This window comes from Arthrobacter sp. MMS18-M83 (assembly GCF_026683955.1).
Lineage (GTDB): Bacteria > Actinomycetota > Actinomycetes > Actinomycetales > Micrococcaceae > Arthrobacter.
Genome location: NZ_CP113343.1, coordinates 2070128 through 2094212, shown reverse-complemented (window position 1 = coordinate 2094212; position 24085 = coordinate 2070128). Strand labels below are relative to the sequence as shown.

The window sequence follows — 24085 nt, the reverse complement described above, 5'->3', positions numbered from 1 at the left end:
AGATTCCTAGCAGGTTTTTGCTAACCCCGGGCTTCCCCGTTCCGATAACCAGAAGTGACAGGCCACGGATGGCCTGGAGTACGAAGACCCAATCACGGAGGAATACATCATGGGCATGGCAATCAACAACAACCTGATGGCGAACAACGCTTACCGCAACCTCAGCAACACGCAGAACGAGGTGTCCAAGTCGATGGAGAAGCTTTCCAGCGGCCTGCGCATCAACCGTGCAGCTGATGACGCCGCCGGCATGGCAATCTCCGAGGGCCTCAAGTCCCAGGTTTCCGGTTCGGCCGTGGCCGCCCGTAACGCCCAGGACGGCATCTCGGTCATCCAGACCACTGAAGGCGCCCTGACCGAAGTCCACTCGATCCTCCAGCGCATGCGTGACCTCGCTGTCCAGGGCTCGTCCGACACTAACAACGCCGCAGCCCGCACCGCTATCAAGGGTGAAGGCGACTCGCTGGGCAAGGAACTGGACCGTCTCACGCAGTCCACCAACTTCAATGGTATCGACCTGCTCAAGGGTGCCACGGGTAACGGCGTGTCGGCGGGGCAGGTAGCCACTGCGGGCAGCCTGGACATTCAGGTCGGCGCTGGCAGTTCCGCTAACGACAAGATCTCGGTCAAGGTCGGCGACGTCGCTACAGCAGTTGGAACGCTCTCCAGCGCCACCACCGCAGCAGGCTTCGACGTGAGCACCAGCGCCAAGGCCACGACCACGATCGCGTCCATCGATTCCGCCATCGCGGCTGTCTCCGCTCAGCGTGCGGACCTGGGTGCAACCCAGAACCGCCTGGAGCACGCCACGAAGACCCTCCAGGTCTCCGGGGAGAATCTCCAGGCTGCGCAGTCCCGCATCACCGACACGGACATGGCTGCGGAAATGGTCAAGTTCACCAAGGCCAACATCATGTCCCAGGCGGGTACTGCAATGCTTGCCCAGGCGAACCAGTCCGGCCAGGGTGTTCTTTCCCTCCTGCGCTAAGACCTTCCGGTGAGAGACCGACAATAAGCGGCAATGGCGGTCAGGGCGGGTAATCCCCCCTTGGCCGCCATTGGCGTCCGGATCCTCTACAACACGACCAGATCATCAGGAAGGACTAACCGTGGGAAGCTCGATCGACGGCCTCGCCAGCGGCTTGAACACCACATCTATCATCGATTCGCTCATGAGTGTCGAGGCGCTGCCGCAGACTCAGCTCAAGACGAAGCTGGGCTCAGACCAGACGATGATCTCCACCCTCCAATCCTTCAACACCAAACTGGCGGCGATGCGCGATCTCGCCACCGGCGACTCCGCGGCGAATGCCCTCAATCTGTTTACCGCCACCACCACGTCTCCGTCGCTCAGCGCGACGGTGACGACCTCCGCGACTGCCGGCTCCATCGATGTCACGGTCACCCAACTGGCCCAGACCCAAGTAGACGTTACCGCTGCGATGACGAGCTGGCCCACAGACGGCTCGGGTGCACCGGCGCACCTGACACTGGTTGATTCCACGGGAAAACAGACCGAGATCACGCCGGCGTCCACTTCTCTTGACGACGTCGTGGCGGCAATCAACGCAGCCTCCGGCCCGGCGCGTGCCGTGAAGGTCCCGGCGGGCAACGGAACCTACCGCCTTCAGCTGACCGCGGCCACCTCCGGATCGGCTGGGGCCTTCAGCGTCTACCAAGGCACCGCAGCACAGGTGAGTGCGGGCACCGCGACCGACCTGATGGCTGATCCCTCGGCCGCCGTAGTCAAGGCTGCCCAAGACGCAAAGGCAACGCTATACGCCGGCACGCCGGCAGCACAGACAATCACCTCCGGAACCAACACCTTCACCGAGTTGCTTCCCGGAGTGTCAGTCACGGCCTCCGTCGTCACGGCCGGGCCGGTGACCGTCAACATCGCGAGCGACTCCGCAGGAATCACCAAGAAGGCCGGGGATTTGGTGAACGCGGTCAATGATGTGCTCGGATTTGTCTCGATGTACAGCGCCGTCAACACCACCAGCGGCACTAATGGAGTCACCGCGTCCACGGGCGGGATCTTCACCGGCAACAGCAGCGTCCGCGCTGTCAACGACGACGTCTTCAGTGCCATGTCGATGCCCGTGAACGGGAAGTCTCCGTTCGAGTACGGAATTAATGTCACCAAGGACGGCAACTTCACCTTTGACGCGGCCAAGCTCCAATCCTCCTTGGCCTCGGATCCAGCCGGGACGCAAGCAGCACTCCAGGCCATCGCGTCCCGGGTGTCCGACGCAGCCAACAATGCAACAGATCCGTTCAGTGGCTCGGTTACCGGCCTGATCAAAGGACAACAATCCGAAGTGGCCGATCTGGGCAGTCAGATTTCCGATTGGGATCAGCGCCTGGCCGCCCGTCGTGCGACGCTGCAGGGCGTTTACACCAACATGGAGGTCCTGCTCGGCGGGCTCCAATCGCAGTCTTCCTGGCTCACTGGCCAGATCGCCAGCCTTCCCAAATCCTCAACAGGAGCGTAAAGCATGACTTCCACAGCACTCCGCGCAAGCCAGCTTTCCCGGTACAACGACGACGCCGTCCTTTCGGCCCCGCCCGCCCGACTGCTGACCATGCTTTATGATCGGCTGCTCCTGGACCTGAACCGCGCCCAGTTCGCCCAGGAGAACGCCAATTGGGAAGCCGCGAGCGAAAACCTCTTGCATGCACAGGCGATCGTCACCGAGTTGTCCTCCACCTTGAAGACCGATGCATGGGATGGGGCGCCCGGGCTGCTGACCATCTACCAGTACGCGATGGAAGCCATGATCGGGGCCAACATCTACCGCGACCTCAACCGGACCAAGGAATGCATTGCGCTCCTCGAGCCGCTCCGCCAAGGCTGGCATGACGCCGCCTCACAGCTGCCCGTCCAGGCCACGGTATCCGCAACGATCAGGGCGAACGGCATGCTCGGTGTCGGCTGATTCGGTTCAGGAATGGTCCGAAATCCTGGACCGCTTGGAAGCCGACATCGCAGAAGCCTTCGCCAGCGGAGAACCCGCGCCATGGAATCCTCCCCACGAGGCCGCGCCACTTCCCGTGGAGCTGGCTGACCGGGCGAGGCGGATCCTTGATGCGCAGCTGGAATCAATGGCCATGCTCGGCAAGGTCCGCAACGACGCTCTGGCCCACTTGGACGCCCTCAGCACCGTCCCGGACACCCAAAGTACAGCGCGGCCGCTGTTCCTTGACGTCCAAGGCTGAAGAGAAAGCACCGAAAACAACTTCCACGATCGACTAACGGATGCCTTGTAGGTGCCGATGGTGGAAGTTGAGCAGGGATCGCTCGATGCACGGCCACGGATCGGCCTCTTCATATCTATTCGCGAAGGCAGGCCGTCGTGTTCGATTCAGTGACTTCTGTTGCCCTTGGTAGCGCGCTCGACGGGCTGACATTGCGCCAGCGCACCATCGCCAACAACATCGCGAACATCAACACCCCGAACTACCACGCCAAAAGGGTCCAGTTCGAAGACGCCCTCGCAGCTTCCGTGCGCTCGGGCGATGGGCATGCCGCATCCACGATCTCGACGTCGCAGGAGCCCACCCAGCTCAACGGCAACAACGTGAACCTGGACACCGAAACCCTTTCCAACATCGACACTGTGCTCCGGTACCAGTTCGCCGCCCGGGCCGTCGGCAGCGAATTCACGGCCCTCCGCACCGCCATGAGGACCAGCTGATGACTTTTGATGCGATCGGAATTGCCGGCTCCGCCCTGACCGTCCACCGCAAATGGCTCGACGCCGTCTCGGACAACCTTGCCAACATGAACACCGCGACCCGCAGCAACGGCAAGGCGTTCCAAGCGCGCTATATCGAGGCCGCCGAGGGCAGCAACGGAAGCGGCGTTTACGTCAAGGCCACACCTCAAGGCAGCGCAACGGGCAGGCTCGTGTACCAACCTGACCATCCGCTGGCCGATGCCCAAGGCTATGTCCGCTACCCGGACATTGACCTCGCCGAACAGATGGGTTCCCTAATTGTGGCCCAACGCGGTTACCAGGCCAACGCCCAAGTGGTGGACCGTGCTCGCGAGACTTACCTGGCAGCGCTTGAGATAGGAAAATCCTGATGGCATTGGACCCGATCGGTGCAATTCAAGGCGCTGGCAACGGTCTTGGCGTGCAGGGCGTCAGCGGCACCGGCTACGCGGGTGGCACAGGTAAAGCCACCGGAACCGCTGGAATCGCTGGGGCGGCGGGCGGCAACGGCTTCGCCACCGCGCTCACCGGCGCCGTGGACGACCTCCAGTCACTTCAGTCGACGTCGAACCAGCTGGCAGTGTCCGCTGTAACGGGCAACCTTGATGACATCCACAAGGCGACCATCGCGGCCACGCGCGCCCAGATCACCATGGAACTTGTGGCCACGGTGCGGAACAAGGGCGTTGACGCGTTCAACGAGATCATGAGGATGCAGGCCTGATGCCTCCACAGATTGCCGCTTTCTTTCGCAAGCTCGGCGATGGATTCAAGGGGTTCACCGCCGGGCAGCGCACCATCGCCATCATCGGCATCGCCGTCTTGGTCCTGGGCGGTGTGGCCCTGTCAGCGTGGTTGGGCAAACCGTCCTACTCGCCGCTGTTCTCCGGATTGAAGGACACCGACGCCAACGGGATCGTGGAGCAGCTGCGCAAGGACAATGTTCCTTATGAGCTGAGCAATGGCGGTTCCACCATCCTGGTTCCCGACAACAAGGTCAACGATGAGCGGCTGAAGGCGGCGGCAGCGGGCCTTCCGGCCGCCGCGGCCACGGGCTATTCGCTGCTGGACAAGCTCGGGGTGACCTCCTCCGAGTTCCAGCAATCCGTCACCTACAAACGCGCGCTTGAGGGCGAACTCGCTACCACGATCCAGGCCATGGACGGCGTCAAGACCGCCGCCGTTCAGCTCGCCATTCCGGCAAAAACAGTATTCGTGGACAAGACCCCGGACGCCACGGCATCCGTTTTCGTGGAAACGCGGCCGGGCGTGACGCTGTCTGCGGACAAGGTCCAGGCGATTGTGCACCTGACGTCCGCTTCGATCGAAAACCTGAAGCCAACGAACGTGTCCGTGGTGGATTCCCAGGGCAACGTCCTCTCCACCGTGGGCGGGGGAGCCACGGGCTCGGCGTCCAAACAGGCCGCAGACTACCAGCAGCGCACGTCCGATTCGGTGAAGGCCGTCCTGGACAAGGTGGTGGGACCCGGCAACGCCACCGTTGCCGTGGCCGCCGACGTGACCGCGGAGTCCGCGCAACAGCGCAGCGAGACATTCTCCGCGGCCAAGGACGCCGTTCCGCTGAGCGAGACCACCAAGACTGAGAAGTTCACCGGAACGGGAGCCGGTGCTTCCGGCGTCCTGGGACCGGACAACATTGCCGTGCCCGGCGGGACCAACGGCAACGGAACCTTCGACTCCAGCAACACCACCAAGAACAACGCGGTCAACAAGGTCACCGAAGACCGCACCATTCCCCAAGGTGCCGTGAAGCGCCAAACCATCTCCGTCGCCATCAACCAGTCCGCCGCAGCAGGACTCAACGTCAACTCGGTCAAGGCATTGGTGACTTCCGCCGCCGGAATCGATCCTGCACGCGGCGACGTGGTCACGGTCGAAGTGTTGCCGTTCAGCACGTCGGCTGCGGACGCAGCGGCGCAAGCGCTGGGCTCGGCCAAGGCCCAAGCCGATGCCAAGCAACAGTCGGATTTGGTGAATACGCTCATCCTGGCCGGCAGCATCCTGCTGGCAGTAGTTGCCCTGATTGTGCTTGTGCTGATCCTCCTGCGGCGCAGGCAGCAACGCGAACCGGTTGACCTTGGCGAGCGGCTTGACTACGAAATGCTTCCCCTCGCCGTCACGACGCCCGCGCTCGAAGGGCCCCCTTCGACGACGGCGATTGAGCTGCCGCCGGTGCATCCCGTTCCGGCATTGCCCATGCCCGCCTTGCCGATACCAGGCGCCGAAGCGCTCGACGGAGAGCGGCGGCGTGCCCAGATTGAAGCCATGGTTGCCGAGAACCCAGCCCGGACCGCCGAGTATCTCCGCGGTCTCATGGACGAAAAGCAGCCCGTATGAGGGCCGGAGAGCTCGGTTTGGAAGTAGGCGGCTTGACCGGTGCCCAGAAGGTGGCCGTAGTGCTAATGCAAATGAGCCCGGCCAGTGCGGCCTCCGTCATGGCCCAGTTTTCAGAGTCCGAAGCTGAGGACATTGCCGCCGAGATCGTGCGCTTGCGGCGCGTCTCCTCAGCGGTGGCGGACCACGTCATGACCGAGTTTCACGAACTTGCGGTCAGCGGACGCCGGACTGCCCGCGGCGGCCAGGAATTCGCCGTCGGGCTCTTGGAAGCTTCCTTCGGTGCGGATAAGGCAGCAGGTTTCATGGACCGTCTTGCATCCACCATGGCCGGGAAGTCCTTCGAATTCCTGGAAATGATGGACTCCGGGCAGCTCTTGGCACTGATCGACAGCGAGATGCCCCAGACCATTGCCTTGATCCTGGCGCACCTGCGGCCGGGCAAGGCCTCCGCGGTCATGGCAGGCCTTGGCGATGTCCAACGGAGCGAGGTGGCCCGCTGCATCGCCACGATGGGAATGGCGTCGCCGGAAGCCGTGGGAATCGTGGCCGAAACCCTCAAAGTGCGTGCCGGTGCGGTCATGTCGCAAAGGAAATCGAGCGAGATTGTCGGCGGCATCCAACCCCTGGTCGACATCATCAACCGATCCGATGTCAACACGGAACGCTCCGTACTGGACGGTTTGGAGACCCTCGACCCCGAGCTGGCCATCGAGGTGCGCGCCCGGATGCTGACGTTCGTGGACATCGTGAAGCTGGAACGCCGCGACATCCAGCAGATCCTCCGCGGAGTCAATGCCGAAGTGCTCGCCGTCGCCATGAAGGGCGCGCCCGCCGCAGTGCTCGAGGCCGTGCGCACGAACGTGTCCGGCCGAAACCTGGAGATCCTCGAAGCCGAGATGGCTTCCGCCGGGCCCGTCCGCGCCTCCCAGGTTGAAGAGGCCCGGGCGGAGATTGTCCGCTCGATCCGCGAACTGGAAGCTGAAGGTGCAATCGTGGTCCGGCGCGGCGAGGAAGACGACTATGTCTACTGAGTCCGCCACCGATTTCGCGCGCGTCATCTTCCCTGACATCCAGCCAGCCGAGCGGTCCCGCAAGGAGGACCGCGGCTACATCCAAGGACACGCGGCAGGTTACGCTGCCGGGATCCGGGCTGCGGCGCTGGAACAGCAGCGCCTACGCGAACAGCTCCAGGCTGAACACCGCGCAATGCTCGACGCCGGGCGGCAGGCGGTTGCGCAAGCTGTCCGTGTGCTTGAAGCGGCCGCAGTCGCAGCCCGGCAACACCGCGGCGTTGCGTTGGAAGAAGCGCAGGATGTGTTGGCGGCCAGTGCGATCGAGCTTGCCGAAGCCATCCTGGGCTATGAACTCGACAAAGGTCAGAACACCGCTCGCGCCGCGTTGACCCGTGCCCTCGGCGCCGTGTCCGGGCTGGAAACCGTGACTGCCGTCCGCCTCCACCCGGCAGATCTTGCCGCACTGGACGCCGTCGACGCCGGGAACGTGTCCGGCGTCGAACTCAAAGCAGATCCCGCACTGAGCCCCGGGGACGCGATCGCGGAATATCCGCAGGGCTGGCTGGACGCCCGGCTCAGCACCGCTTTGAACGGGGCCAAAGCGGCGCTGCTGGGGAACGACGCATGAGCCTCAAGGCATACCGGCCGCACGCTGGCCGGTTCGGCGCAGCCCTCGCCGCCGCGGCCCCGCAGCGCGTGGGCACGGTGACGTCCGTGCTTGGCCTCGGCCTGGAAGTTTCCGGCTTGGACTGTGCCGTGGGAGATCTGGTGACGGTGGGCGAGGCCCCCGGGCTCGACGCCGAAGTGGTCGCCTCGCTCAGCGGCGCCGTACGCTGCATGCCGCTGGGACGGCTGGCCGGAGTGGCTGCGGGAGACGCGGCACGTGCCAAGGGCAGCCCGATCCTGGTTCCGACCGGACGCGGTCTTTTCGGACGCGTGCTGGATGCGCTGGGGCGTCCGATCGACGGCAAAGGCCCCTTGCCTGCCAGTCCCATGGTCGCCCTAGACAACGAGGCGCCGTCAGCCATGCACCGCGCGCGTGTGGACACCCCGCTGCAGACCGGCGTCCGCGTCCTGGACACCATGGCCACGCTTGGCCGCGGACAGCGCATGGGGTTGTTCGCAGGCTCGGGCGTTGGCAAGTCCTCGCTGCTGTCCATGATCGCCCGCGGCACGGATGCCGAAGTCTCCGTGATTGCCCTGGTGGGGGAGCGTGGCCGTGAAGTGCGCGAGTTCCTGGAGGACGACCTTGGCCCCGAAGGCCTGGCACGTTCCGTGGTTGTTGTTGCGACGTCCGATGAGCCCGCCCTCATGCGCCTGCGCGCCGCCGTCACGGCCACCAGGATCGCCGAATCGTTCCGCGAAGCCGGCCAGGACGTGGTGCTCATGATGGATTCGCTCACCCGCGTTGCCATGGCCCAGCGCGAAATCGGCCTCTCCGCCGGTGAGCCGCCCGCCACGCGCGGCTACCCGCCGTCGACCTTTTCCGTACTGGCCCGGCTCCTGGAACGCGCCGGCACCGCCGAAACCGGCTCCGTGACCGGCATCTACACGGTACTGGTGGACGGCGACGACCACAACGAACCGATCGCCGACGCCGCCCGCTCTATCCTTGATGGGCATGTGGTCCTGGACAGGAAGCTCGCCGTCACAGGGCACTTCCCCTCAGTAGACGTGCTCGGTTCGGTGTCCCGCGTGGCCTCCAAAGTCAACACCGCCGATCGCACGGCCCTCGCTGCATCCTTGCGCCGGGTCCTCGCCGCGCGGCGCAGCGCCCAGGACCTGATCGACGTCGGCGCCTACCACCGTGGCAGCAATCCCTTGGTTGATGCGGCGCTGGACCACGAAGCCGCCATCAACGGGTTCCTGCAGCAGGGCATGGACGAATCCACCCCGTATAGCGAGTCCTGGCCGGAACTCTTCCGACTCTCAGCAAGCCTCGAAGGAGCCGCGTGAACCGTCAATTCCCCTTGGCCGGGCTTCTTCGCCTGCGCCAGACGCAGCAGGACGCCGCCGCCAGTGGACTGGCCCGTGCCAACGCCCGGTCCGCATCCCTGCGGTCCCGCAAGGCCACTGCCCGCGAGGAACTGGCTGAGTCCGCCGGAAATGCTGGCAGCTCCGCGGCTTTGTTGGCGATCGCCGCCGCTCGTGCTTCTGCGCAAAGCATGTTGGCCGAGCTTGACGCCTTGGCCGCCAGCGCGGAGGCGGAAGCCGCCGAGGCTCGCGCGGAATACACCGAGGCCAAGCGCCGCGCGGTGGGACTTGAGAAGCTCGAAAACCGCCACGGAGCCGCCTTCGAGGCTTCCGCCCTGCGCGTTGAACAAGGCGTGCTGGACGAGATTGCGTCCTCCGCGTGGCACCGCAGTTCCGCACAGCCGGCCCCGGTCCATCCCGGCGCGGGCCCTGCAGCGCGGAAGGCCACCTCATGAGCATGACCGAGGCCATCGGGCGCATCCAGAGCATCGAGTCGATGCTGCAGCAACTGACCCAGGGCGTTCGTCCGCAGTCCTCCACGGGGACGGTCGCTGCCTCCGGAAGCGCGGCTTCTTCCGCGGACGCGGCATCCTTCGCGCAGGCGCTGAGCACGGCCGTCGGGGGCTCGACGGCGTCGGCCTCGGGCATTTCCCAACTCGCCTCGTCCCTGGGGCTCGGGAGCACGGCAGGCCTCAGCGGTGTAGCGGGAGCGGGTGCGCTTTCGGGGGTCGGCACCGGAATAGCCAACGGCACGACCACGGGCGGAGTCACGGGCGACGCCGTGGTGGCCGCCGCCAAGAAGTACGTCGGCGTGCCGTACGTTTGGGGCGGCACGAACCCCGCGGTGGGTATGGATTGCTCCGGCTTTGTGCAGCGGGTCTTCAAGGACCTGGGCGTCGACCTGCCCCGTGTGGTGAGCGACCAAATGCAGAAAGGCACCCCGGTGGTGTCCTTGGCCCAAGCCAAACCCGGCGACCTTCTGGTGAGTTTCGGCGGAGAACACATCTCCATCTATCTCGGCAACGGCAAAGCGATCGACGCGCCCGTTCCCGGACGGACAATCCAGATTCGAGATGCGTGGGAGCAGCAATCCAATCTGACCGCGATCCGACGCATAGTGCCCGCCGGAGGTTCGTGATGCAGTTGCCTCCCGCTACTGCCGCTCCCCGTCTGCCGTCCCCTGGAGGTGCATCGGCTCCGCATTCGGGCTCGCCCACCGGTTTTGATGCCGTGATGGGCGGCGTGCTGGCGTCCGGTGCGGCCGCTTCCGGCGGGAAGCCGTCCGGGGTGAAGGACCAGCCAGCGCCCGACGACGGCGGGCCGGGAAAGCCTGCCACCGACGGTTCCGGTACGGTTGCCCTCCCCGGTGAACTCCGCCTTGGTAAACCCGGCTCTGCTGAACATGAGAAGACGGAGGACGCCAAAGGTACGGCCGATCCTGCGAATGCAGTGGACGCTGCTGGAGCTTGTGCTCCCGGCGGACTCGCGGTTTCCGGAATCCCGTCCGGAAACGCGGCGGCGCAGGAGTCGGTCGCGGGAACACTGGCAACAACCAATGTTTCTGCCATGACCGGGGGATCGGCTTCTGGCGGGCTCAGCTCGGCAACGCAGCCAGCAAGCCTGCCGGTGAATGCAACAGCTCCCTCGGGGTCGGATGGTGTTGCGATAATTGCGGGGAACTTGCCGTCTTTGGGAAGCACCCTGCCTTCGGGGAACACTGCCCCTTCGAATACCCCGACTGCTTCCACCACTGCACCTTCGGCGCCGACAGCGCTCCCGGCCGGAAACCCGGGACCAAATACCGTCGAGCCGGGCGCAATTCACCCGGGTCCTGTCCAGCCAATAGCCGCTTCAGCCGCCAGCCCGGCCCCCGCCGGCCCCGAAGCTGCCGTCAGCACCACCGCAGCTTTGGCAGGGGCGGCCGGCACCGCCGTCGTACTTCCTTCCGGGAAACCGGCGACGCAACAGGACCCGGAACTGCTCGGCGGCCAGGGTACTCCTGCCACGGCAGGCATTCAGGCCGGAATTCCTGCTGTCCTGCAGCCCGCGTCGGCCCTCCAGCAGGTTCCCTCGGCCGCTACTGCCGGCGTGGCCACGCCGGCACCGCAGGCAGATCCAGCCAAGCTGCTGCCCCAGGTAAAGGGACCGCTGTTCTCCCTTGCGGCGGGGGAGCCGGGAAGGCACGTGATGACGCTGAGGTTGTCCCCGGAAGACCTGGGTCCGCTGACGGTCCGGGCCCACATTGACGGCGCGGGCGTGCGGATCGAATTGTTCGCCCCCGGGGAAGCCGGCCGGGAGGCAGTGCGCAGCATCTTGCCGGAACTACGGCGCGGGCTCGGTGAATCCGGCTTCGGCGCCAGCCTCGACTTGTCCGAACACAACGCTCCGGCCGATGCCGGCGCAGGTGGCTCGGACGCACGAGACCGGCGCCCGGCAGACAGACCGGCCTTCCCAAGGGGCAGCGACGGCGAGCCGGCTCGCTTTCCGCGCACCGCCGTCGTACTTCCCCGAAGCAGTACCAGCAGCCTGGACATTCTCGTCTGATGAAGGAGAACCAATAGTGACCATCCAAGCCATCGCGGCAAGCAGCGGAGTCCAGCCTGGAACTGCAGCGTCAGGAACCGCAGCGTCTGGAACTGCCGTGCCCAAGCCCGCGCAGACCATGGACTCGAGCATGTTCATGTCCCTGCTGGTGACACAACTGAAGAACCAGGACCCCAGCGCGCCCATGGACACCAACCAGATGATGGGCCAGACCATCCAGCTGTCCATGATGGAGAAAATGACCGAACTCTCCACGGGCGCGAAGGAGAGTTTCTCGCTCCAGATGCGTACGGCTGCGGCCCAGATCATCGGCCACAACATCAGCTACGCGCTCGCCGACGGAACCAAGGGATCGGGCGTAGCGAGCTCGGTTTCCTTCGCCGGAGGAGTCCCCACCGTGGCGGTCGGCGGAGTGAACATTCCGCTCGATTCCATCAGCGGGATCACCGCTGCAGCCTCGCCCGCACCCACTGCCTGACGCTCCACAAATTTCCGCCCCGAACCACCCGAAGAAAGGCCACACCATGCTTCGTTCGCTGTATTCCGGAATCTCCGGCCTCCGAGCCCACCAGGCCATGCTGGACGTCACGGGCAACAACATCGCCAACGTGAACACGGCCGGTTTCAAGGCCTCTTCCACCCAGTTCCAGGACACGCTCTCGCAGATGACGCAGGGCGCCGGTGCTCCGCAGACCGAAACCGGCGGCACCAACCCCGCCCAGATCGGTTTGGGCGTACGCGTGGCGGCAGTCAGCACCAACTTCAGCCAGGGTTCATCGCAGAACACAGGGCGGGCCACGGACATGATGATCTCCGGCGACGGCTTCTTCATCACCAGCAAGGCCGGCCAGCAGCTCTACACGCGCGCCGGAGCCTTCGACATGGACGCCGCCGGCCGCCTAGTGAGCCCCGATGGCGGCATCCTCCAGGGTTGGTCCGCGGCCAACGGCGCGGTGAACGTAGGAGGTCCCATCGGGCCCATCGCGCTCTCGCCCAACACCACGGCAGCCGCCGTCGCCACCACCAAGACCTCACTGGACGGCAACCTGCCGTCCGACGCCGTCGTCGGGACCAGCGTGGAGCGCCAGGTCAAGGTGTACGACGCCGACGGCGCCTCCCGCAGCCTGACGCTGACGTTCAGCCGCTCTGCGGCCGGCTGGGATGTGGCCGGGGCAGACGCGAACGGCGCCACAGGCAACTCGACGCTCGCGTTCACGAACGGTGCCCTGACCTCGGGCGGCACCATGACGGTCGGCGGGATCACGGTGGACATGTCCAGCGTCACCGGCTTCGCCGCCATGAGCACGCTCACCGTCGGCAGCCAGAACGGCTCCGAGGCCGGAAAGCTCGAGTCCTTCACCCTGGGCGGGGACGGCTCGCTCATCGGTTCGTTCAGCAACGGCAGCAAGCAGGTCCTTGCACGTGTGGCACTCGCCCGCTTCACCAACCCCGGTGGCCTCGAGAAAGCGGGCAACTCCACTTATGTGGCCAGTGCCAACTCCGGCACGGCCCAGTTGGGCGCACCGGGCGACGCCGGAATCGGCACCCTGACTGCGGGCTCACTGGAGATGTCCAACGTGGACCTGTCCCAGGAATTCACCAACCTGATCGTGGCCCAGCGCGGCTTCCAGGCGAACGCCCGCATTATCACTACTTCGGACGAAGTACTGCAGGAGCTGAGCAACCTGAAGAGGTAGGGGTGCTTGCCGGGCCGCGTCACGCCACGCACCTTTTTGGCGCCCGGACTTCGCCGAAACCGCGGAATCCCGGGCTTGCGGTCCGTTGGGAGCGCCGAAAACTTGCTCGGCGTGACGCTGCCCTTCAGGGACTCTCCGGGTCTCTACCCCCGACGGCGGGGGCGCCCGGCCGCCGACGGCTCCGCCTGAGGGCTGCGGATGTGTTCGCGACGGAAGCCGAGGCCGATGATCCGGCCCAGGAGGCGTTTGAGCGGTGGTGTGTGGCTGATGAGCCGCATGAGTTGGATGGGTGGATTTGTTCGGGCAAGGCGAGCGAGTTGGCGGGTCTGCTGTCGCTGCAATGCCTGTGCACGGCGTACTGCGGGTTCGCGCCGTCGTTGCAGGCGCTGGAGGTCCGCGATGGCAATGGTGCCCGTTCGCAGCGGTACTGCGAGGAGATTGGCCGCGGCGACGGCATCGGCGATAGCGTAATTCACCCCGGCGGCGCCGGCCGGTGACATGGCGTGCGCGGCGTCGCCGATGCACAACAGGCCGGGCTGAAACCAGCGCCGCAGCCGATTGGAGCGCACCGAGAGCAGCTTGACCTGGTCCCAGTCGGTCAGCGCAGCTAAGCCAGAGGCTAGGAACGGTGCGGCATGTGCCACCCGGTCTCGGAAAGCGGCCAGGCCCTCGGCCTGAACCTGCGTGAGTGTTCCTTTCCCGATGATCGTGCCGCACTGCCAGTAGTCGCCGCGGTCGATGGCGAGCACGATCTGCCCGCCGCCGAGGTAGCCCAGGGTCGGCGGCGCATCCTGGCTGCGTGGCACGCGGAACCACAGCACGTCGATCGGCATCGCGAACTCCCGTACCGGCAGGTCCGTGTGCTCCCGGATAACGGAGAACCGGCCGTCACAGGCAACGGTGAGATCCGCCCGGATCTCAACCTCGCCCTGGGCCGAGCGTGCCCGTACGCCGGTCACTTGCTCGCCGTGGCGGAGCAGGCCGGTGGCCTCGGTGCTCATTTCCAGTCGGAAGGTGGGGTATCGCCTGGCTTGGCTGGCCAGGAAGTTCAGGAAGTCCCACTGCGGCATGAACGCCATGAACTTGCACCGGGTGGGCAGGTGCCGGAAGTCAACCAGCCCGAAGGTCTGTCCGTCAATGCCGAGGCGCAGTTCCGGCACCTCGGTGTGCGGCAGGCGCAGAAACTCTTCGAGCAATCCCAGTTCGGCGAGTACGTCGGTGGTCGCTGGATGGATGGTATCGCCCCGGAAGTCGCGGAAGAAGTCGGCGTGTTTCTCCAACACTGTCACTTCGACTCCGGCGCGGGCCAGCAGGTAGCCCAACATCATGCCAGCCGGCCCACCGCCGACCACGCAACAGCGCGTGTCCCAAGATCGTGGGCCGGGAGCCGGAGCGGATTCGGATTCGCTGGACATCTCTAGCTCACCTCATCGACCGGCTGAGGCCGTCAAGGATGAGGTTTAGCCCGAAGTTGAACTCATCCCCGTCCCGGCCGTCAAAAGGCAGAGCGGCTTCCTGGAGCGCGAACCCGTAGATGTAACTGTCGAGCAGGGCATAGCCATGGGCTGCCATCTGAACGGAAAAGCCTGCTGCCCTCAAAGTCCCCAGCGTCGCTTCGTGGTTGCGCAGGTTGGCTTCGCCTGGGGAAGACCGGCTTTCCAGCAGCCCGACCGCCCACGGATGGCGTTTGAGCGCGCTGCGCACCGCGTGCGCCCGTCGGTACATTTCCTCCCGCCAGTCGCCCGCGGGGGAGGGTAATTCGATTTCGCTGAAGACCATGTTCACGATGCCATCCAGAATCTCATCTTTATTGGCCACGTAGTAGTAGAGCGACATGGGCTTTTCCGGCCATGACCTCTGGTCAGCATGCTGCGGAGACTCCGACTTCGGGCGGCTCGCCCGCGCGATCACCATCTAGGAACTGAAACAGGCACTGGCAGTACACGGCACAACAGGCACTCCCATGCGGACGCGGGGACTGGTTTTCTTGAATCAGTCCCCGTTTCTCCGTTTGGAAGGCCTCATGTCCGCGACTGCCATTAAATCTCCTCCGGCGACCCTCGTCCGGCCGCGCGCGTCGCTGGCGGTTGCGATGCTGGGATTCTTTGTTGTCGCCTTGGATGCCCAGATCGTCAACGTCGCACTTCCCGAGATCCGGAACGATTTCGGAAGCGGGCTCTCCGGCCTGCAGTGGATAGTCACCGGCTACACGCTCATGTTCTCCGCACTTCAACTGTTCGCCGGGACGTTCTCAGACCGCGTCGGCGCCCGGCGCGCCTACGGGATCGGCATGATCCTGTTCACCGTTGCTTCGGTGGCGTGCGGCTTCAGCCCCAGCCTTCCTGCGCTCATCGCCGGCCGGGTGCTGCAGGGTATCGGCGCGTCAATGATCACCCCTACCTCCCTCGCGCTCATTCGTGAGGCCTACCACGACCCCGCTCGTCGGGGCAGGGCCATCGTGTACTGGGGCCTGGGCGGCTCGGTCGCTGCTGCCGCCGGACCGGTGCTCGGTGGCCTCCTCACCCAGTTGGACTGGAGGCTGATCTTCTTCGTCAACCTTCCGGTCGGGGTGGTGGCGCTGCTCGTGCTCTCCCGCATAGCCCCTTCGCGGCGGCGCCCGATGTCCTTCGACTGGCTGGGGCAGATCACAGCGGTCCTCACGCTCGCGAGCCTGGCTTACGGGATTATCGAAGGTGCCGAACTCGGCTATGGAAGTCCCGGAATCCTGGTGACCTTCGCAATCTGTGTCGCATCGGCGCTCGCGTTCGTAGCCGCGCAGGCACGGGGCAGGCACCCGATGATCCCTCTTGACCTGTTCCGCTCACGGACTGTCTCCACCGCCCTGACCATCGCCGGGGTCACGATGGCGGCCTTCTACGGCGTCGTCTTCCTCCAGAGCCTCTATTTCCAGCAGCAACGCGGCGCCACTGCCCTGGAGACAGGGCTCCTGTTCCTGCCCATGACCGGCCTTGTCGCCCTCCTCAATCCGCTCGTGGCCCGGTTTGCGGAACGTTACGGGCGCATCGTCGCCATCGTCGCGGGCCTGCTGCTCATGGCCCTGGGACTGGCAGGCCTTTGCTTGCTCCCCACAGGCGCGCCGACCCTGCTTGTCGCATTCCTCATGGTGCCGGTCGGCGTCGGCGGTTCCTTCACGGTGCCCCCGATCATTGCCCTCATCATGGACCACGCGCCAGCGGAGCTGGCAGGGACCGCTAGCGGCGCGGTCAACACCGCGCGGCAGCTTGGTGGCTCCCTCGGCGTCGCGGTCTTCGGTGCCGCACTGGCGGGGCAGGACTTCATGGCCGGCCTCCGCATCAGCCTCAGCGCCACGGCCCTTCTCCTCCTGGTCCTCGTAGTGGCATCCCTGCCGCTACGCCACACGAAGCAATCACAGCACTAGCGAAAGGAAGACACGATGAAACTCGTGCCCCCTACCCCCACGGCCAAGGGCCCGAAGGAAAAGTTCACGGGAGAGGTCTACCTCAACTCCCTTCACAACGGCGAGGCACCGTCGCGGCTCGTGGCGGCGATGGTCCGCTTCACTCCTGGCGCCCACACCAACTGGCATTCCCACCCCCTCGGCCAGACCCTGCACTGTACGGATGGCGTCGGTCTTGTCGCTACCCGGGACGGCAGCGTGATCCTTATGCGCGCAGGAGACACGGTCAACACGCCGCCCGGCGAGGAACACTGGCACGGCGCCACGCAAGACAACATGATGTGCCACCTGGCCTTGGTGGAGCACGACAACGGGGTGAGTGCCACGTGGCTTGAACCCGTCAGTGACCAAGACTACGAAGCTGCCCACGCCCAAATCATCCGATAACCCCAAAGGAACCCCATGAACACCGTCACCCTTAACAACGGCGTCGAGATGCCGATCCTCGGATTCGGCGTCTTCCAAATCCCCGACGACGAAACCCAAGCCGCTGTGGAAGCTGCCCTCGCAGTCGGATACCGCCACCTGGACACCGCCGCCTCCTACCTGAACGAAGAAGCCGTCGGACTGGCCATCAAAAACAGCGGAATCGCCCGCGACGAGCTCTTCATCACTACGAAGCTCTGGGTTCAGCACGCCCCGACAGGCAGCGTCCAGGAGGAAACAAAGCGTGCCTTCGAAAACTCGCTCCGGAGACTGGGACTGGACTACCTCGACCTGTACCTGATCCACCAGCCGCTCGGGGACTACTACAGCGAATGGCGCGCCATGCAGAAACTCCACAAGGACGGCCTCGCCCGCGCGATCGGGGTCTCGAACTTCCACCCCGACCGGCTGGTTGACCTCATCGACCACAACGAGATCGTCCCCGCCGTGAACCAGATCGAAACCCATCCATTCCACCAGCGCGCCGCCGATCAGGCGTTGATGCACGAACGCGGCGTCCAAATCGAATCCTGGGGGCCATTCGCCGAAGGTCGCAATGAGCTGTTCACCAATCCGGTCCTCAGTGCCATCGCCGACGCGCACGGAAAGTCAGTGGCCCAGGTGGTGCTCCGTTGGCTCATCCAGCGCGAGGTTGTCGTCATCCCCAAGTCAGTCCGGCCGGAGCGGATGGCCCAGAACCTCGATGTCTTCGACTTCACCCTCACGGCCGAGCAAATGAGCCAGATCGCCACCCTCGACACCGGCGCCAGCCTCTTCTTCGACCACCGCGACCCCGCCATGGTCAGCTGGTTGGGCGGGCGCAGGATCGCCTGAGACGAGGGCACCGCGGTGCGCTCCCGGCCACTGATCGCCGCCGCGTCACGCGACGCAACTTCTTAGCACCGCGACTCCGCTCATGCCCCGGAATCCCGGGCTCACCATCGACTCAAGGCTCCAAAAACCTGCTTGGCGTGACGGCGGAACGGCGCCGACGTCGTTACGGCAGGATATGTTCGTGCGCAGCGGCCTCGAGGGCGTCGGCCTCCGCCTTGGCCAAGCGGGTCTCGGCGTCGACGTCGATACGCCGGGTCATCAGCCAGTACAGCCCAGCGGAGACAGGGAGCCCGATGAACAGGGAGATGTCGGCGCCGTCAATGACGTGGGCTATGAACCCGACGAAGAGCTTCCCGGCGGAGAAGAACGGAATCATCACCACAAAGCCGACGAGGTAGGAAATGATGCCGGGCCAACCCCACCGTCTGTAGATCCCATCGGGCTTGAAGATCTCCGCGATGGCGTAGTGGCCCTTTCGGACAATGAAGTAGTCGGTGAGGTTGACTGCCGTCCACGGAATGAAGAAGTACAGCACCAGGAGCAGGAAGTCGTTGAAGTTCGCCAGGAAGTCGGCCGAGGCAAGGTTCGCCAGGACCACGGAAATGAGGGCGGTGATGGCGATGGTGATGATCCGGAGCCTTAGCGTCGGCCGGATCTGCCGCACGCTGTCGATGGACGATATCAGGGTCAGCGAACCCCCGTACATGTTCAGGGCAGTCACGGACAGCAAGCCCAAGGCGGCGACGAACAAGGCGATGCCACCGAATCCGCCGAAGAGCTGGTCGGCGGTGGATTTGATCGAGCCGATTGTCTCGAAGTTCTCCCCGGCCGCAGCGCCAATGTACGCGCCCAGGAACATCACCCAAATACCGCCGAGGGCGCTGCCCCAGAACGTCCACCGGAAGGTGCCGCGTCCACTGGCCGGCGGAAGGTAGCGGGAGTAGTCCGAGACGTAGATGGCCCAGGAGATCTGGTAGCCGGCCGCGACCCCCAGTTGGCCAAGGAACGGCACTAGATGGAAGTCGGCCAGGTTGTATGCGCCGGCAGGTATGGTCAATTTGACGGCCGCCACCGTGAGCAGGGCCAGCATGACGATGGTGAGGTACGTCAGGTAGCGCTCGAAGGCATGGATGAGGTCGTAACCGAACAGGGCGATGACAACGGCGACAATGGTGACCACCGAGAACCAGAGGTTTTGGGAACCGAAGTTCACTGATTCCGAGATGGCCTGGCCGGCCAGGATGGTGTTGAAGATGTTGAAGCCGGCGTACTGAAGGTAGGCGAAGAGCCAAACCAGCAGGGCACCGATATAGCCGAATTGCGGCCGGGACTGGATCATCTGTGGCAGGCCGAGCTGGGGACCCTGCGAGGAGTGCGCGGCCATGAACAGTGTGCCGACCAGGACACCGATCGCGATCGCCAGCAGGGACCAGATGAGGTTGCCGCCGGTGGTGATGCTGATCAGCCCCACGGCCAGGGTTGCGATCTGGGCATTGCTCACGAACCACAACGGTCCAATGTGGGATACCTTGCCGTGCCGCTCGTTGAGTGGAACGTAGTCGATCGACCGGATCTCCAGCCCGCGGCCCGATCCTTTGTCCGTCGTTGTGCTCATGGCGATCTCCTTCGACGCATGGGTGCATCTTGACTTTGGTTTAGCACAGAGCGGGCCTGCCTAGAAGAGCAACGGGATTTGTCGAGATTCTTTCTTATCGTCCGGTATATCGGACGAAAGATGGGCACCTTTCCGTGATCGCAGTCACTTCACATGCTCTGATTGATTCTCAGTTGGGGACATCGGACTTCGGTTGTCAAAGTGAGGAATAGGCATGCAGGCCACAGGAAAAGCGGGAACGGTTGGGCCGCGCGTTGAGCGCCGCTCCATTGACTTTGTCCCGGAAAATGAACGCCATGGTTCGCCTGGCCAGCAGTTCACGCTTTGGTTCGGCGCCAACATGCAAATCACGGCCATTGTCGACGGCGCCTTGGCCGTACTGTTCGGCGCGGATGCGTTGTGGGCGATCATCGGCCTCCTCGTCGGAAATCTCGTGGGTGGCGCTGTCATGGCGCTTCACGCGGCCCAGGGCCCGAAGCTCGGCTTGCCGCAGATGATTTCCAGCCGGGCGCAGTTTGGAATCTTCGGCGCGGTGATTCCCTTGGTGCTGGTGGTCGTCATGTACCTGGGCTTCGCTGCAACCGGTACGGTCCTTTCCGGGCAGGCGATCAGCCTCATCCTCCATACCGGCACCCCGGCCGTGGGCATGATCGTCTTCGGGGTGCTGACCATCATCGTGGCGACCCTGGGCTACAAGTACATCCATATGTTGGGCCGCATTGCGACGGTCGTCGGTGTCCTTGGCTTCACTTATCTGGGCATCAGGTTGTTGGTCACCCAGGACGTCGGTGCACTCTTGGGAGCCGGCGGTTTCGAGTTTCCGACGTTCCTGCTCGCCATTTCGCTTGGCGCCGGATGGCAGCTGACTTACGGTCCGTACGTGGCCGACTACTCCCGCTATTTGCCCGCCAACACGCCTGCACGCAAGACCTTCATGTCGGCATACCTCGGGACGGTGATTGGTTCCCAGTGGTCCATGACCCTGGGCGCGCTCTTCGCTGCCCTCGCACTGCCCAAGGGCGCAAGGTTCCTGGACGGGCAGGTCGCCTTCCTCGGGAATTTGAGCGGCGGCGGACTGATCGCGGTTGTTATCTACCTGGTCATCGTGACCGGAAAACTGACCGTCAACACGCTGAACGCCTATGGCGGCTACATGACCATGCTTACCTCGGTCACGGCGTTCACTCGAAAGTCGGCAGTGGCCTCCTGGACCCGCTTCGCCTATGTGATCGGCTTTATCGGACTCTCGGTACTCATCGCAGTCCTTGCTTCCCCCGACTTCATTGCCAACTTCAAAAACTTCGTCCTTCTCCTCCTGATGGTATTCATCCCCTGGAGCTCGATTAACCTGGTGGACTACTACCTGGTTTCCAAGGAAAAGGTGGACATTCCCGCCCTGTACAACGTGAACGGGCGCTACGGGCGTTGGAACAAGACCGCCTTGTTCAGCTACGCGATCGGCATCGTCGTCCAGATCCCGTTCCTGGCACAGACCCTCTACACCGGCCCGATGACCGAGCTGCTCGGCGGGGCCGATATCTCCTGGCTCGTAGGACTCGTGGTCACAGCGATGGTCTTCTACCCGCTGGCGAAGCGGAATTCCAACGCTCCGGCCGAGATGGTCTATCCGACGGAACTCGCCTCGAAGGCAGTTGTTCCACTAGCTGGCTCAGTGTCGAAAACCGCGGCAGTTTAGCCTTTGCCCCTACCCCCAGACGCTCACTTTCGGGGTGTTTCCGGCGGATGCTCGCTCACATGACGTGAGCGAGCATCCTGGCATTTGGCCTCATATGTGAGCGGGCGTCTGCTGAGCCAAGGAATGTACGACGTCGGGATCAGGCTTGGGTGCCCAGCCGGCGGGAGATTTCCCTGGCACATCTGGTCACTTCCGGAATCCACTCCCGGGCGACGTCTTCAATGCGGACTGCCCTTTCCTCAGCGGTCTCGGCGTCCTTGGCCCGGTGCCGGGTGCCTCCGCCAGGAAACGCCCGGTTCGACACCGTCAAGGTCACGCTGGCCACCGGATAGCGTTGCCGGTCGAGGACGGCGACGGCAACAGAGGAAAACCCCTCCGTGACCTCGTCCTGCTCCCATGCATATCCGAGCGACCGTGCCCGCGCCAAGAGATCCTGCAATGCAGGCAAGGACTGCGGGCCGTTGCTGTGGCGCTCCGCGAAAGCCTCTGGTCCCGGGAAAAGCGCAGCCACCTGGGCTGGGTCCATCTGGGCCATCATCGCCCGGCCGCTGGCCGTCAGATGAGCCGGAAGCCGGACACCGGTGTCCGTGACCAGTGGCCGTTGCCTCGGCGCCCGCTCCTCGATCACGTAAACGACGTCGCGCCCATGCATCACGGCGAGATGGGCTGTCCGGCGGGTCCGGGCGACGAGCCGGGACAGCGGGTACCGGGCAATCCGCTGGATCGGAGCTTGCCGCGAATACCCTGTCCCCAACTCATGGGCGGTCACCCCCAAGGCATATTTGCGCTCTTCCGGAAGATGGACCAAAAAGCCGTCATCGATCAAGGATGCGATGAGCTGATACGTGGTGGACCGAGGCAATCCGAGGTCGCGCGCAATGATGGACGCGCTGACCGGGCCTGCTTGGCCTGCGACGTATCTGAGAACCGCCAACACCTGGGCTGCAGCTGGCGCCTTGGGTCGCACGGAATGGCTGTTCATCGTCTAAGAATACGCCCCCGATTGTCCGGTATATCGGACGCCAGGATGCCTAGCTCAACCCCTCCAAGCGGGCCCGCGCCGTTTCCGCGATCCGGCGTTCCCGGGCGGCTAGCCGGACCGCCAGTTTGCGGTTGCGCTCGGCCAGGGTGATCGCCCACTCCGTAGCGGCAAGCTCCTGCTGCAACGCAGCCAGCTTGTCTTTGGCAGCTTTGACTTCGACGGCGAGTTGCTGGCTCCGATGCACGGCCTCGGCCTTTTCGCGCTCCGCCTTGGCGAGTTCCAGATCGGCGTTGTCCGCATTGCGCTCTGCTTCCACGAGTGCGGTTTGTGCCTTCTCGCGTTCACGCTGTGAGTCTTCCCGCCCGCGTTGCCGCCCGCCGTCGTCGTGCTCTTCTTCGGTGGTACCCACCGCGGGAAGTGCGCCTGCAATCGCCACTGCTCCCGAGAGGTCCACGGGTTCCAATCCGTTCGTGGAGAGCGAACGCACCAGCTGCCCGCTGCGGAGCGCCTCTGCGGCGGCGGGATCCGTCATCGCGGCCCTCAACGTGGCCTCGATCTCCAGAGCGGCGGCGCCGCTCACCTTGACGCCCAGGCCTTCGGCCACCGCACGGGCCTGCTCGACGGCGGCAGTCAACACGCGCGGGCGCTGCTGGCCCAGCGTACGGAGACGGTCGTGATCCTGCTGCTCCTGGGCCCTCCCTAGCGATGCCCCGAGCTCCAGGACGCTCGCGAATTCCTTGGTGCCGTGCCGCACAAGCATGTTGACCGCCCACGCCGCCGTCGAAGGCTTGGGCAGCCGCGCGATCTGTTTCGCCAGTTCGGCGTCCCCACCGGACTTGGCTTCCTTGGCCCGCGCAGTGCGGGCCGCCGTGAACGCTGAGGGAACCAGTGTGTAGAGTTCGACGGCGATCCCGGCCAGGTCCATCGCGGAGGCCAGTGCCGTACTAACCGGCGAGGAACTCGGCCAGCGCGTCTGCCATGACTCCTGGTTCCCAGCTATGGTTGGCGCCTGGAATGGTGGCTTTGCGGGCACTCGGGATGTTGGCCACGATGGAGTCGGCCGCTTTCGGCATGATCGGTATGGTCTGCTCGCCGACGATCGCCAGGGTGGGCTGCGTGATGCCGGACCACAGTTCTGCCCTTGGCGCGGACTGTGTCCACGCGAGGGATTCGGCATCGGCGGAAAGGCTTGGGCCCAGTTCGAGCATGATGGGCCATCCCGGACTGTTCTTGGCGCCGGCCAGCCATTCCGGCGGCATGTCCTTCATGTAGTACTCGATGGTGCCGGCCTTGTCCCCGGATGCGATCCGTTCCTGGAGCCCTGCGAAGAATTCGGCCCCACCGGTACCGAGTTCATCGCTCAGGGGAGTCTCCCAAAGCGCAAGCTTCGTGACGGGTAGGCCGGCTGCCGCCGCTGCCAGGGAAATCGCGCCACCGGACGAGCTCCCGAAGAGCGCAGCTTCGCCTCCTGCGATGTCGATCAGCGTGCCCAGATCGTCGATGTTGTCCTTCAAGGTGAATGATGGAGCGTCGGCGCTTTCCCCGCGGCCACGCCTGTCGAAGTTCAAGACCGTGAACCCTTTAGCGCCTAAGAGCTTGGCCATTTCCACCGTGTTGGGGTCGAAACCCCTGAATTGCATCGCACCGCCAACCAGGATCACGGCAGGTCCCTCGCCGTATTGGTCATACCCGATGCGGGTACCGTCTTTCGAGATCGCAAATTCGGACATCCCAGATCCTTCGATTTTGGCGGACAGTAGGTTCCTAACTCTGGGGCTCAGCCAACCA

26 protein-coding genes are annotated in these 24085 nt (G+C 64.6%); 20 read left to right on the top strand and 6 right to left on the bottom strand.

Going from position 1 to position 24085, the window contains the following annotated elements; translation table 11 throughout:
* The first annotated feature begins 109 nt into the window (after positions 1-109).
* The 16 genes from OW521_RS09835 (at position 110) to OW521_RS09760 (ending at position 13305) form a co-directional block, all read left to right on the top strand.
* Positions 110-988, top strand: coding sequence for a flagellin N-terminal helical domain-containing protein (locus tag OW521_RS09835; protein WP_326494026.1), 879 nt, complete (start codon positions 110-112; stop codon positions 986-988).
* Positions 989-1109: 121 nt separating this feature from the next.
* Positions 1110-2495, top strand: coding sequence for a flagellar filament capping protein FliD (gene fliD, locus OW521_RS09830; protein WP_268024978.1), 1386 nt, complete (start codon positions 1110-1112; stop codon positions 2493-2495).
* Between the two features lie 3 nt (positions 2496-2498).
* Positions 2499-2939 (top strand): flagellar export chaperone FliS, encoded by a 441-nt coding sequence (gene fliS, locus OW521_RS09825; protein ID WP_268024976.1) that lies wholly within the window; start codon positions 2499-2501, stop codon positions 2937-2939.
* Complete coding sequence (locus OW521_RS09820; RefSeq protein ID WP_268024974.1) at positions 2929-3219, top strand: hypothetical protein; 291 nt, start codon at positions 2929-2931, stop codon at positions 3217-3219. The genes fliS and OW521_RS09820 overlap by 11 nt, the downstream gene beginning before the upstream one ends.
* A gap of 137 nt (positions 3220-3356) precedes the next feature.
* Positions 3357-3698, top strand: coding sequence for a flagellar basal body rod protein FlgB (locus OW521_RS09815; RefSeq protein ID WP_268024973.1), 342 nt, complete (start codon positions 3357-3359; stop codon positions 3696-3698).
* Positions 3698-4090: a flagellar basal body rod protein FlgC gene (locus tag OW521_RS09810; RefSeq protein WP_268024971.1), complete on the top strand. Its 393-nt coding sequence runs from the start codon at positions 3698-3700 to the stop codon at positions 4088-4090. Before OW521_RS09815 ends, OW521_RS09810 begins: the two co-directional genes overlap by 1 nt.
* The gene (gene fliE, locus OW521_RS09805; protein ID WP_268024969.1) at positions 4090-4443 is read left to right on the top strand and encodes a flagellar hook-basal body complex protein FliE; all 354 of its coding nucleotides are present in this window, start codon (positions 4090-4092) and stop codon (positions 4441-4443) included. Before OW521_RS09810 ends, fliE begins: the two co-directional genes overlap by 1 nt.
* Entirely contained in the window at positions 4443-6077 is a 1635-nt protein-coding gene (gene fliF / locus OW521_RS09800; RefSeq protein WP_268024967.1) for a flagellar basal-body MS-ring/collar protein FliF, read from the top strand. The genes fliE and fliF overlap by 1 nt, the downstream gene beginning before the upstream one ends.
* The gene (fliG, locus tag OW521_RS09795) at positions 6074-7108 is read left to right on the top strand and encodes a flagellar motor switch protein FliG (protein WP_268024965.1); all 1035 of its coding nucleotides are present in this window, start codon (positions 6074-6076) and stop codon (positions 7106-7108) included. The genes fliF and fliG overlap by 4 nt, the downstream gene beginning before the upstream one ends.
* Positions 7098-7718, top strand: coding sequence for a FliH/SctL family protein (locus OW521_RS09790; RefSeq protein WP_268024963.1), 621 nt, complete (start codon positions 7098-7100; stop codon positions 7716-7718). The genes fliG and OW521_RS09790 overlap by 11 nt, the downstream gene beginning before the upstream one ends.
* The gene (locus tag OW521_RS09785; RefSeq protein WP_268024961.1) at positions 7715-9046 is read left to right on the top strand and encodes a FliI/YscN family ATPase; all 1332 of its coding nucleotides are present in this window, start codon (positions 7715-7717) and stop codon (positions 9044-9046) included. Before OW521_RS09790 ends, OW521_RS09785 begins: the two co-directional genes overlap by 4 nt.
* Positions 9043-9519: a flagellar FliJ family protein gene (locus tag OW521_RS09780; RefSeq protein ID WP_268024958.1), complete on the top strand. Its 477-nt coding sequence runs from the start codon at positions 9043-9045 to the stop codon at positions 9517-9519. The genes OW521_RS09785 and OW521_RS09780 overlap by 4 nt, the downstream gene beginning before the upstream one ends.
* Positions 9516-10202 (top strand): C40 family peptidase, encoded by a 687-nt coding sequence (locus tag OW521_RS24170; RefSeq protein ID WP_326494025.1) that lies wholly within the window; start codon positions 9516-9518, stop codon positions 10200-10202. Before OW521_RS09780 ends, OW521_RS24170 begins: the two co-directional genes overlap by 4 nt.
* On the top strand, positions 10202-11608 hold the full coding sequence (locus OW521_RS09770; protein ID WP_268024956.1) for a flagellar hook-length control protein FliK: 1407 nt from the start codon (positions 10202-10204) through the stop codon (positions 11606-11608). Before OW521_RS24170 ends, OW521_RS09770 begins: the two co-directional genes overlap by 1 nt.
* Positions 11609-11624: 16 nt before the next feature.
* Positions 11625-12086: a flagellar hook assembly protein FlgD gene (locus OW521_RS09765; protein ID WP_268024954.1), complete on the top strand. Its 462-nt coding sequence runs from the start codon at positions 11625-11627 to the stop codon at positions 12084-12086.
* A gap of 46 nt (positions 12087-12132) precedes the next feature.
* A complete protein-coding gene (locus OW521_RS09760) occupies positions 12133-13305 on the top strand; it encodes a flagellar hook protein FlgE (protein ID WP_268024951.1) in 1173 nt (390 codons plus the stop codon).
* Between the two features lie 143 nt (positions 13306-13448).
* Here the strand turns inward: OW521_RS09760 and OW521_RS09755 are convergent, their stop codons facing one another.
* Together OW521_RS09755 and OW521_RS09750 are read right to left on the bottom strand one after the other, a co-directional pair.
* Positions 13449-14633, bottom strand: a complete 1185-nt coding sequence (locus OW521_RS09755) for an FAD-dependent oxidoreductase (protein WP_268024949.1) — start codon at positions 14631-14633, stop codon at positions 13449-13451.
* A 94-nt stretch (positions 14634-14727) separates the two neighbouring features.
* A complete protein-coding gene (locus OW521_RS09750) occupies positions 14728-15141 on the bottom strand; it encodes a TetR/AcrR family transcriptional regulator C-terminal domain-containing protein (RefSeq protein WP_268024948.1) in 414 nt (137 codons plus the stop codon).
* A gap of 187 nt (positions 15142-15328) precedes the next feature.
* Between OW521_RS09750 and OW521_RS09745 the strand changes: the two genes are divergently transcribed.
* The 3 genes from OW521_RS09745 to OW521_RS09735 are packed head-to-tail and all read left to right on the top strand — an operon-like array spanning position 15329 to position 18004.
* Positions 15329-16705, top strand: coding sequence for a DHA2 family efflux MFS transporter permease subunit (locus OW521_RS09745; protein ID WP_268024947.1), 1377 nt, complete (start codon positions 15329-15331; stop codon positions 16703-16705).
* 15 nt (positions 16706-16720) lie between these two features.
* The gene (locus tag OW521_RS09740) at positions 16721-17131 is read left to right on the top strand and encodes a (R)-mandelonitrile lyase (protein WP_268024946.1); all 411 of its coding nucleotides are present in this window, start codon (positions 16721-16723) and stop codon (positions 17129-17131) included.
* Positions 17132-17146: 15 nt separating this feature from the next.
* Complete coding sequence (locus OW521_RS09735) at positions 17147-18004, top strand: aldo/keto reductase (protein WP_268024945.1); 858 nt, start codon at positions 17147-17149, stop codon at positions 18002-18004.
* A 163-nt stretch (positions 18005-18167) separates the two neighbouring features.
* Here the strand turns inward: OW521_RS09735 and OW521_RS09730 are convergent, their stop codons facing one another.
* Positions 18168-19619, bottom strand: a complete 1452-nt coding sequence (locus OW521_RS09730) for a purine-cytosine permease family protein (protein WP_268024943.1) — start codon at positions 19617-19619, stop codon at positions 18168-18170.
* A gap of 214 nt (positions 19620-19833) precedes the next feature.
* Here OW521_RS09730 and OW521_RS09725 point away from each other — a divergent pair, with 214 nt between their 5' ends.
* A complete protein-coding gene (locus tag OW521_RS09725) occupies positions 19834-21315 on the top strand; it encodes a purine-cytosine permease family protein (RefSeq protein ID WP_268024941.1) in 1482 nt (493 codons plus the stop codon).
* 139 nt (positions 21316-21454) lie between these two features.
* Here the strand turns inward: OW521_RS09725 and OW521_RS09720 are convergent, their stop codons facing one another.
* The 3 genes from OW521_RS09720 to OW521_RS09710 are packed head-to-tail and all read right to left on the bottom strand — an operon-like array spanning position 21455 to position 24027.
* Positions 21455-22297, bottom strand: coding sequence for an IclR family transcriptional regulator (locus OW521_RS09720; protein ID WP_268024939.1), 843 nt, complete (start codon positions 22295-22297; stop codon positions 21455-21457).
* A 49-nt stretch (positions 22298-22346) separates the two neighbouring features.
* Complete coding sequence (locus tag OW521_RS09715; RefSeq protein WP_268024937.1) at positions 22347-23222, bottom strand: hypothetical protein; 876 nt, start codon at positions 23220-23222, stop codon at positions 22347-22349.
* 19 nt (positions 23223-23241) lie between these two features.
* Positions 23242-24027 (bottom strand): alpha/beta fold hydrolase, encoded by a 786-nt coding sequence (locus OW521_RS09710; protein WP_268024935.1) that lies wholly within the window; start codon positions 24025-24027, stop codon positions 23242-23244.
* Positions 24028-24085 lie beyond the last annotated feature (58 nt).

What these genes read in the sequence shown, in the direction of transcription:
- OW521_RS09835 (WP_326494026.1), top strand. Translation starts at nt 110, where the DNA reads ATGGGCATGGCAATCAACAACAACCTGATGGCGAACAACGCTTACCGC.
- fliS (WP_268024976.1), top strand. Translation starts at nt 2,499, where the DNA reads ATGACTTCCACAGCACTCCGCGCAAGCCAGCTTTCCCGGTACAACGAC.
- OW521_RS09810 (WP_268024971.1), top strand. Translation starts at nt 3,698, where the DNA reads ATGACTTTTGATGCGATCGGAATTGCCGGCTCCGCCCTGACCGTCCAC.
- fliE (WP_268024969.1), top strand. Translation starts at nt 4,090, where the DNA reads ATGGCATTGGACCCGATCGGTGCAATTCAAGGCGCTGGCAACGGTCTT.
- fliF (WP_268024967.1), top strand. Translation starts at nt 4,443, where the DNA reads ATGCCTCCACAGATTGCCGCTTTCTTTCGCAAGCTCGGCGATGGATTC.
- fliG (WP_268024965.1), top strand. Translation starts at nt 6,074, where the DNA reads ATGAGGGCCGGAGAGCTCGGTTTGGAAGTAGGCGGCTTGACCGGTGCC.
- OW521_RS09790 (WP_268024963.1), top strand. Translation starts at nt 7,098, where the DNA reads ATGTCTACTGAGTCCGCCACCGATTTCGCGCGCGTCATCTTCCCTGAC.
- OW521_RS09785 (WP_268024961.1), top strand. Translation starts at nt 7,715, where the DNA reads ATGAGCCTCAAGGCATACCGGCCGCACGCTGGCCGGTTCGGCGCAGCC.
- OW521_RS24170 (WP_326494025.1), top strand. Translation starts at nt 9,516, where the DNA reads ATGAGCATGACCGAGGCCATCGGGCGCATCCAGAGCATCGAGTCGATG.
- OW521_RS09770 (WP_268024956.1), top strand. Translation starts at nt 10,202, where the DNA reads ATGCAGTTGCCTCCCGCTACTGCCGCTCCCCGTCTGCCGTCCCCTGGA.
- OW521_RS09760 (WP_268024951.1), top strand. Translation starts at nt 12,133, where the DNA reads ATGCTTCGTTCGCTGTATTCCGGAATCTCCGGCCTCCGAGCCCACCAG.
- OW521_RS09755 (WP_268024949.1), bottom strand. Translation starts at nt 14,633, where the DNA reads ATGATGTTGGGCTACCTGCTGGCCCGCGCCGGAGTCGAAGTGACAGTG.
- OW521_RS09750 (WP_268024948.1), bottom strand. Translation starts at nt 15,141, where the DNA reads ATGTCGCTCTACTACTACGTGGCCAATAAAGATGAGATTCTGGATGGC.
- OW521_RS09745 (WP_268024947.1), top strand. Translation starts at nt 15,329, where the DNA reads ATGTCCGCGACTGCCATTAAATCTCCTCCGGCGACCCTCGTCCGGCCG.
- OW521_RS09740 (WP_268024946.1), top strand. Translation starts at nt 16,721, where the DNA reads ATGAAACTCGTGCCCCCTACCCCCACGGCCAAGGGCCCGAAGGAAAAG.
- OW521_RS09735 (WP_268024945.1), top strand. Translation starts at nt 17,147, where the DNA reads ATGAACACCGTCACCCTTAACAACGGCGTCGAGATGCCGATCCTCGGA.
- OW521_RS09730 (WP_268024943.1), bottom strand. Translation starts at nt 19,619, where the DNA reads ATGAGCACAACGACGGACAAAGGATCGGGCCGCGGGCTGGAGATCCGG.
- OW521_RS09725 (WP_268024941.1), top strand. Translation starts at nt 19,834, where the DNA reads ATGCAGGCCACAGGAAAAGCGGGAACGGTTGGGCCGCGCGTTGAGCGC.
- OW521_RS09720 (WP_268024939.1), bottom strand. Translation starts at nt 22,297, where the DNA reads ATGAACAGCCATTCCGTGCGACCCAAGGCGCCAGCTGCAGCCCAGGTG.
- OW521_RS09715 (WP_268024937.1), bottom strand. Translation starts at nt 23,222, where the DNA reads ATGGACCTGGCCGGGATCGCCGTCGAACTCTACACACTGGTTCCCTCA.
- OW521_RS09710 (WP_268024935.1), bottom strand. Translation starts at nt 24,027, where the DNA reads ATGTCCGAATTTGCGATCTCGAAAGACGGTACCCGCATCGGGTATGAC.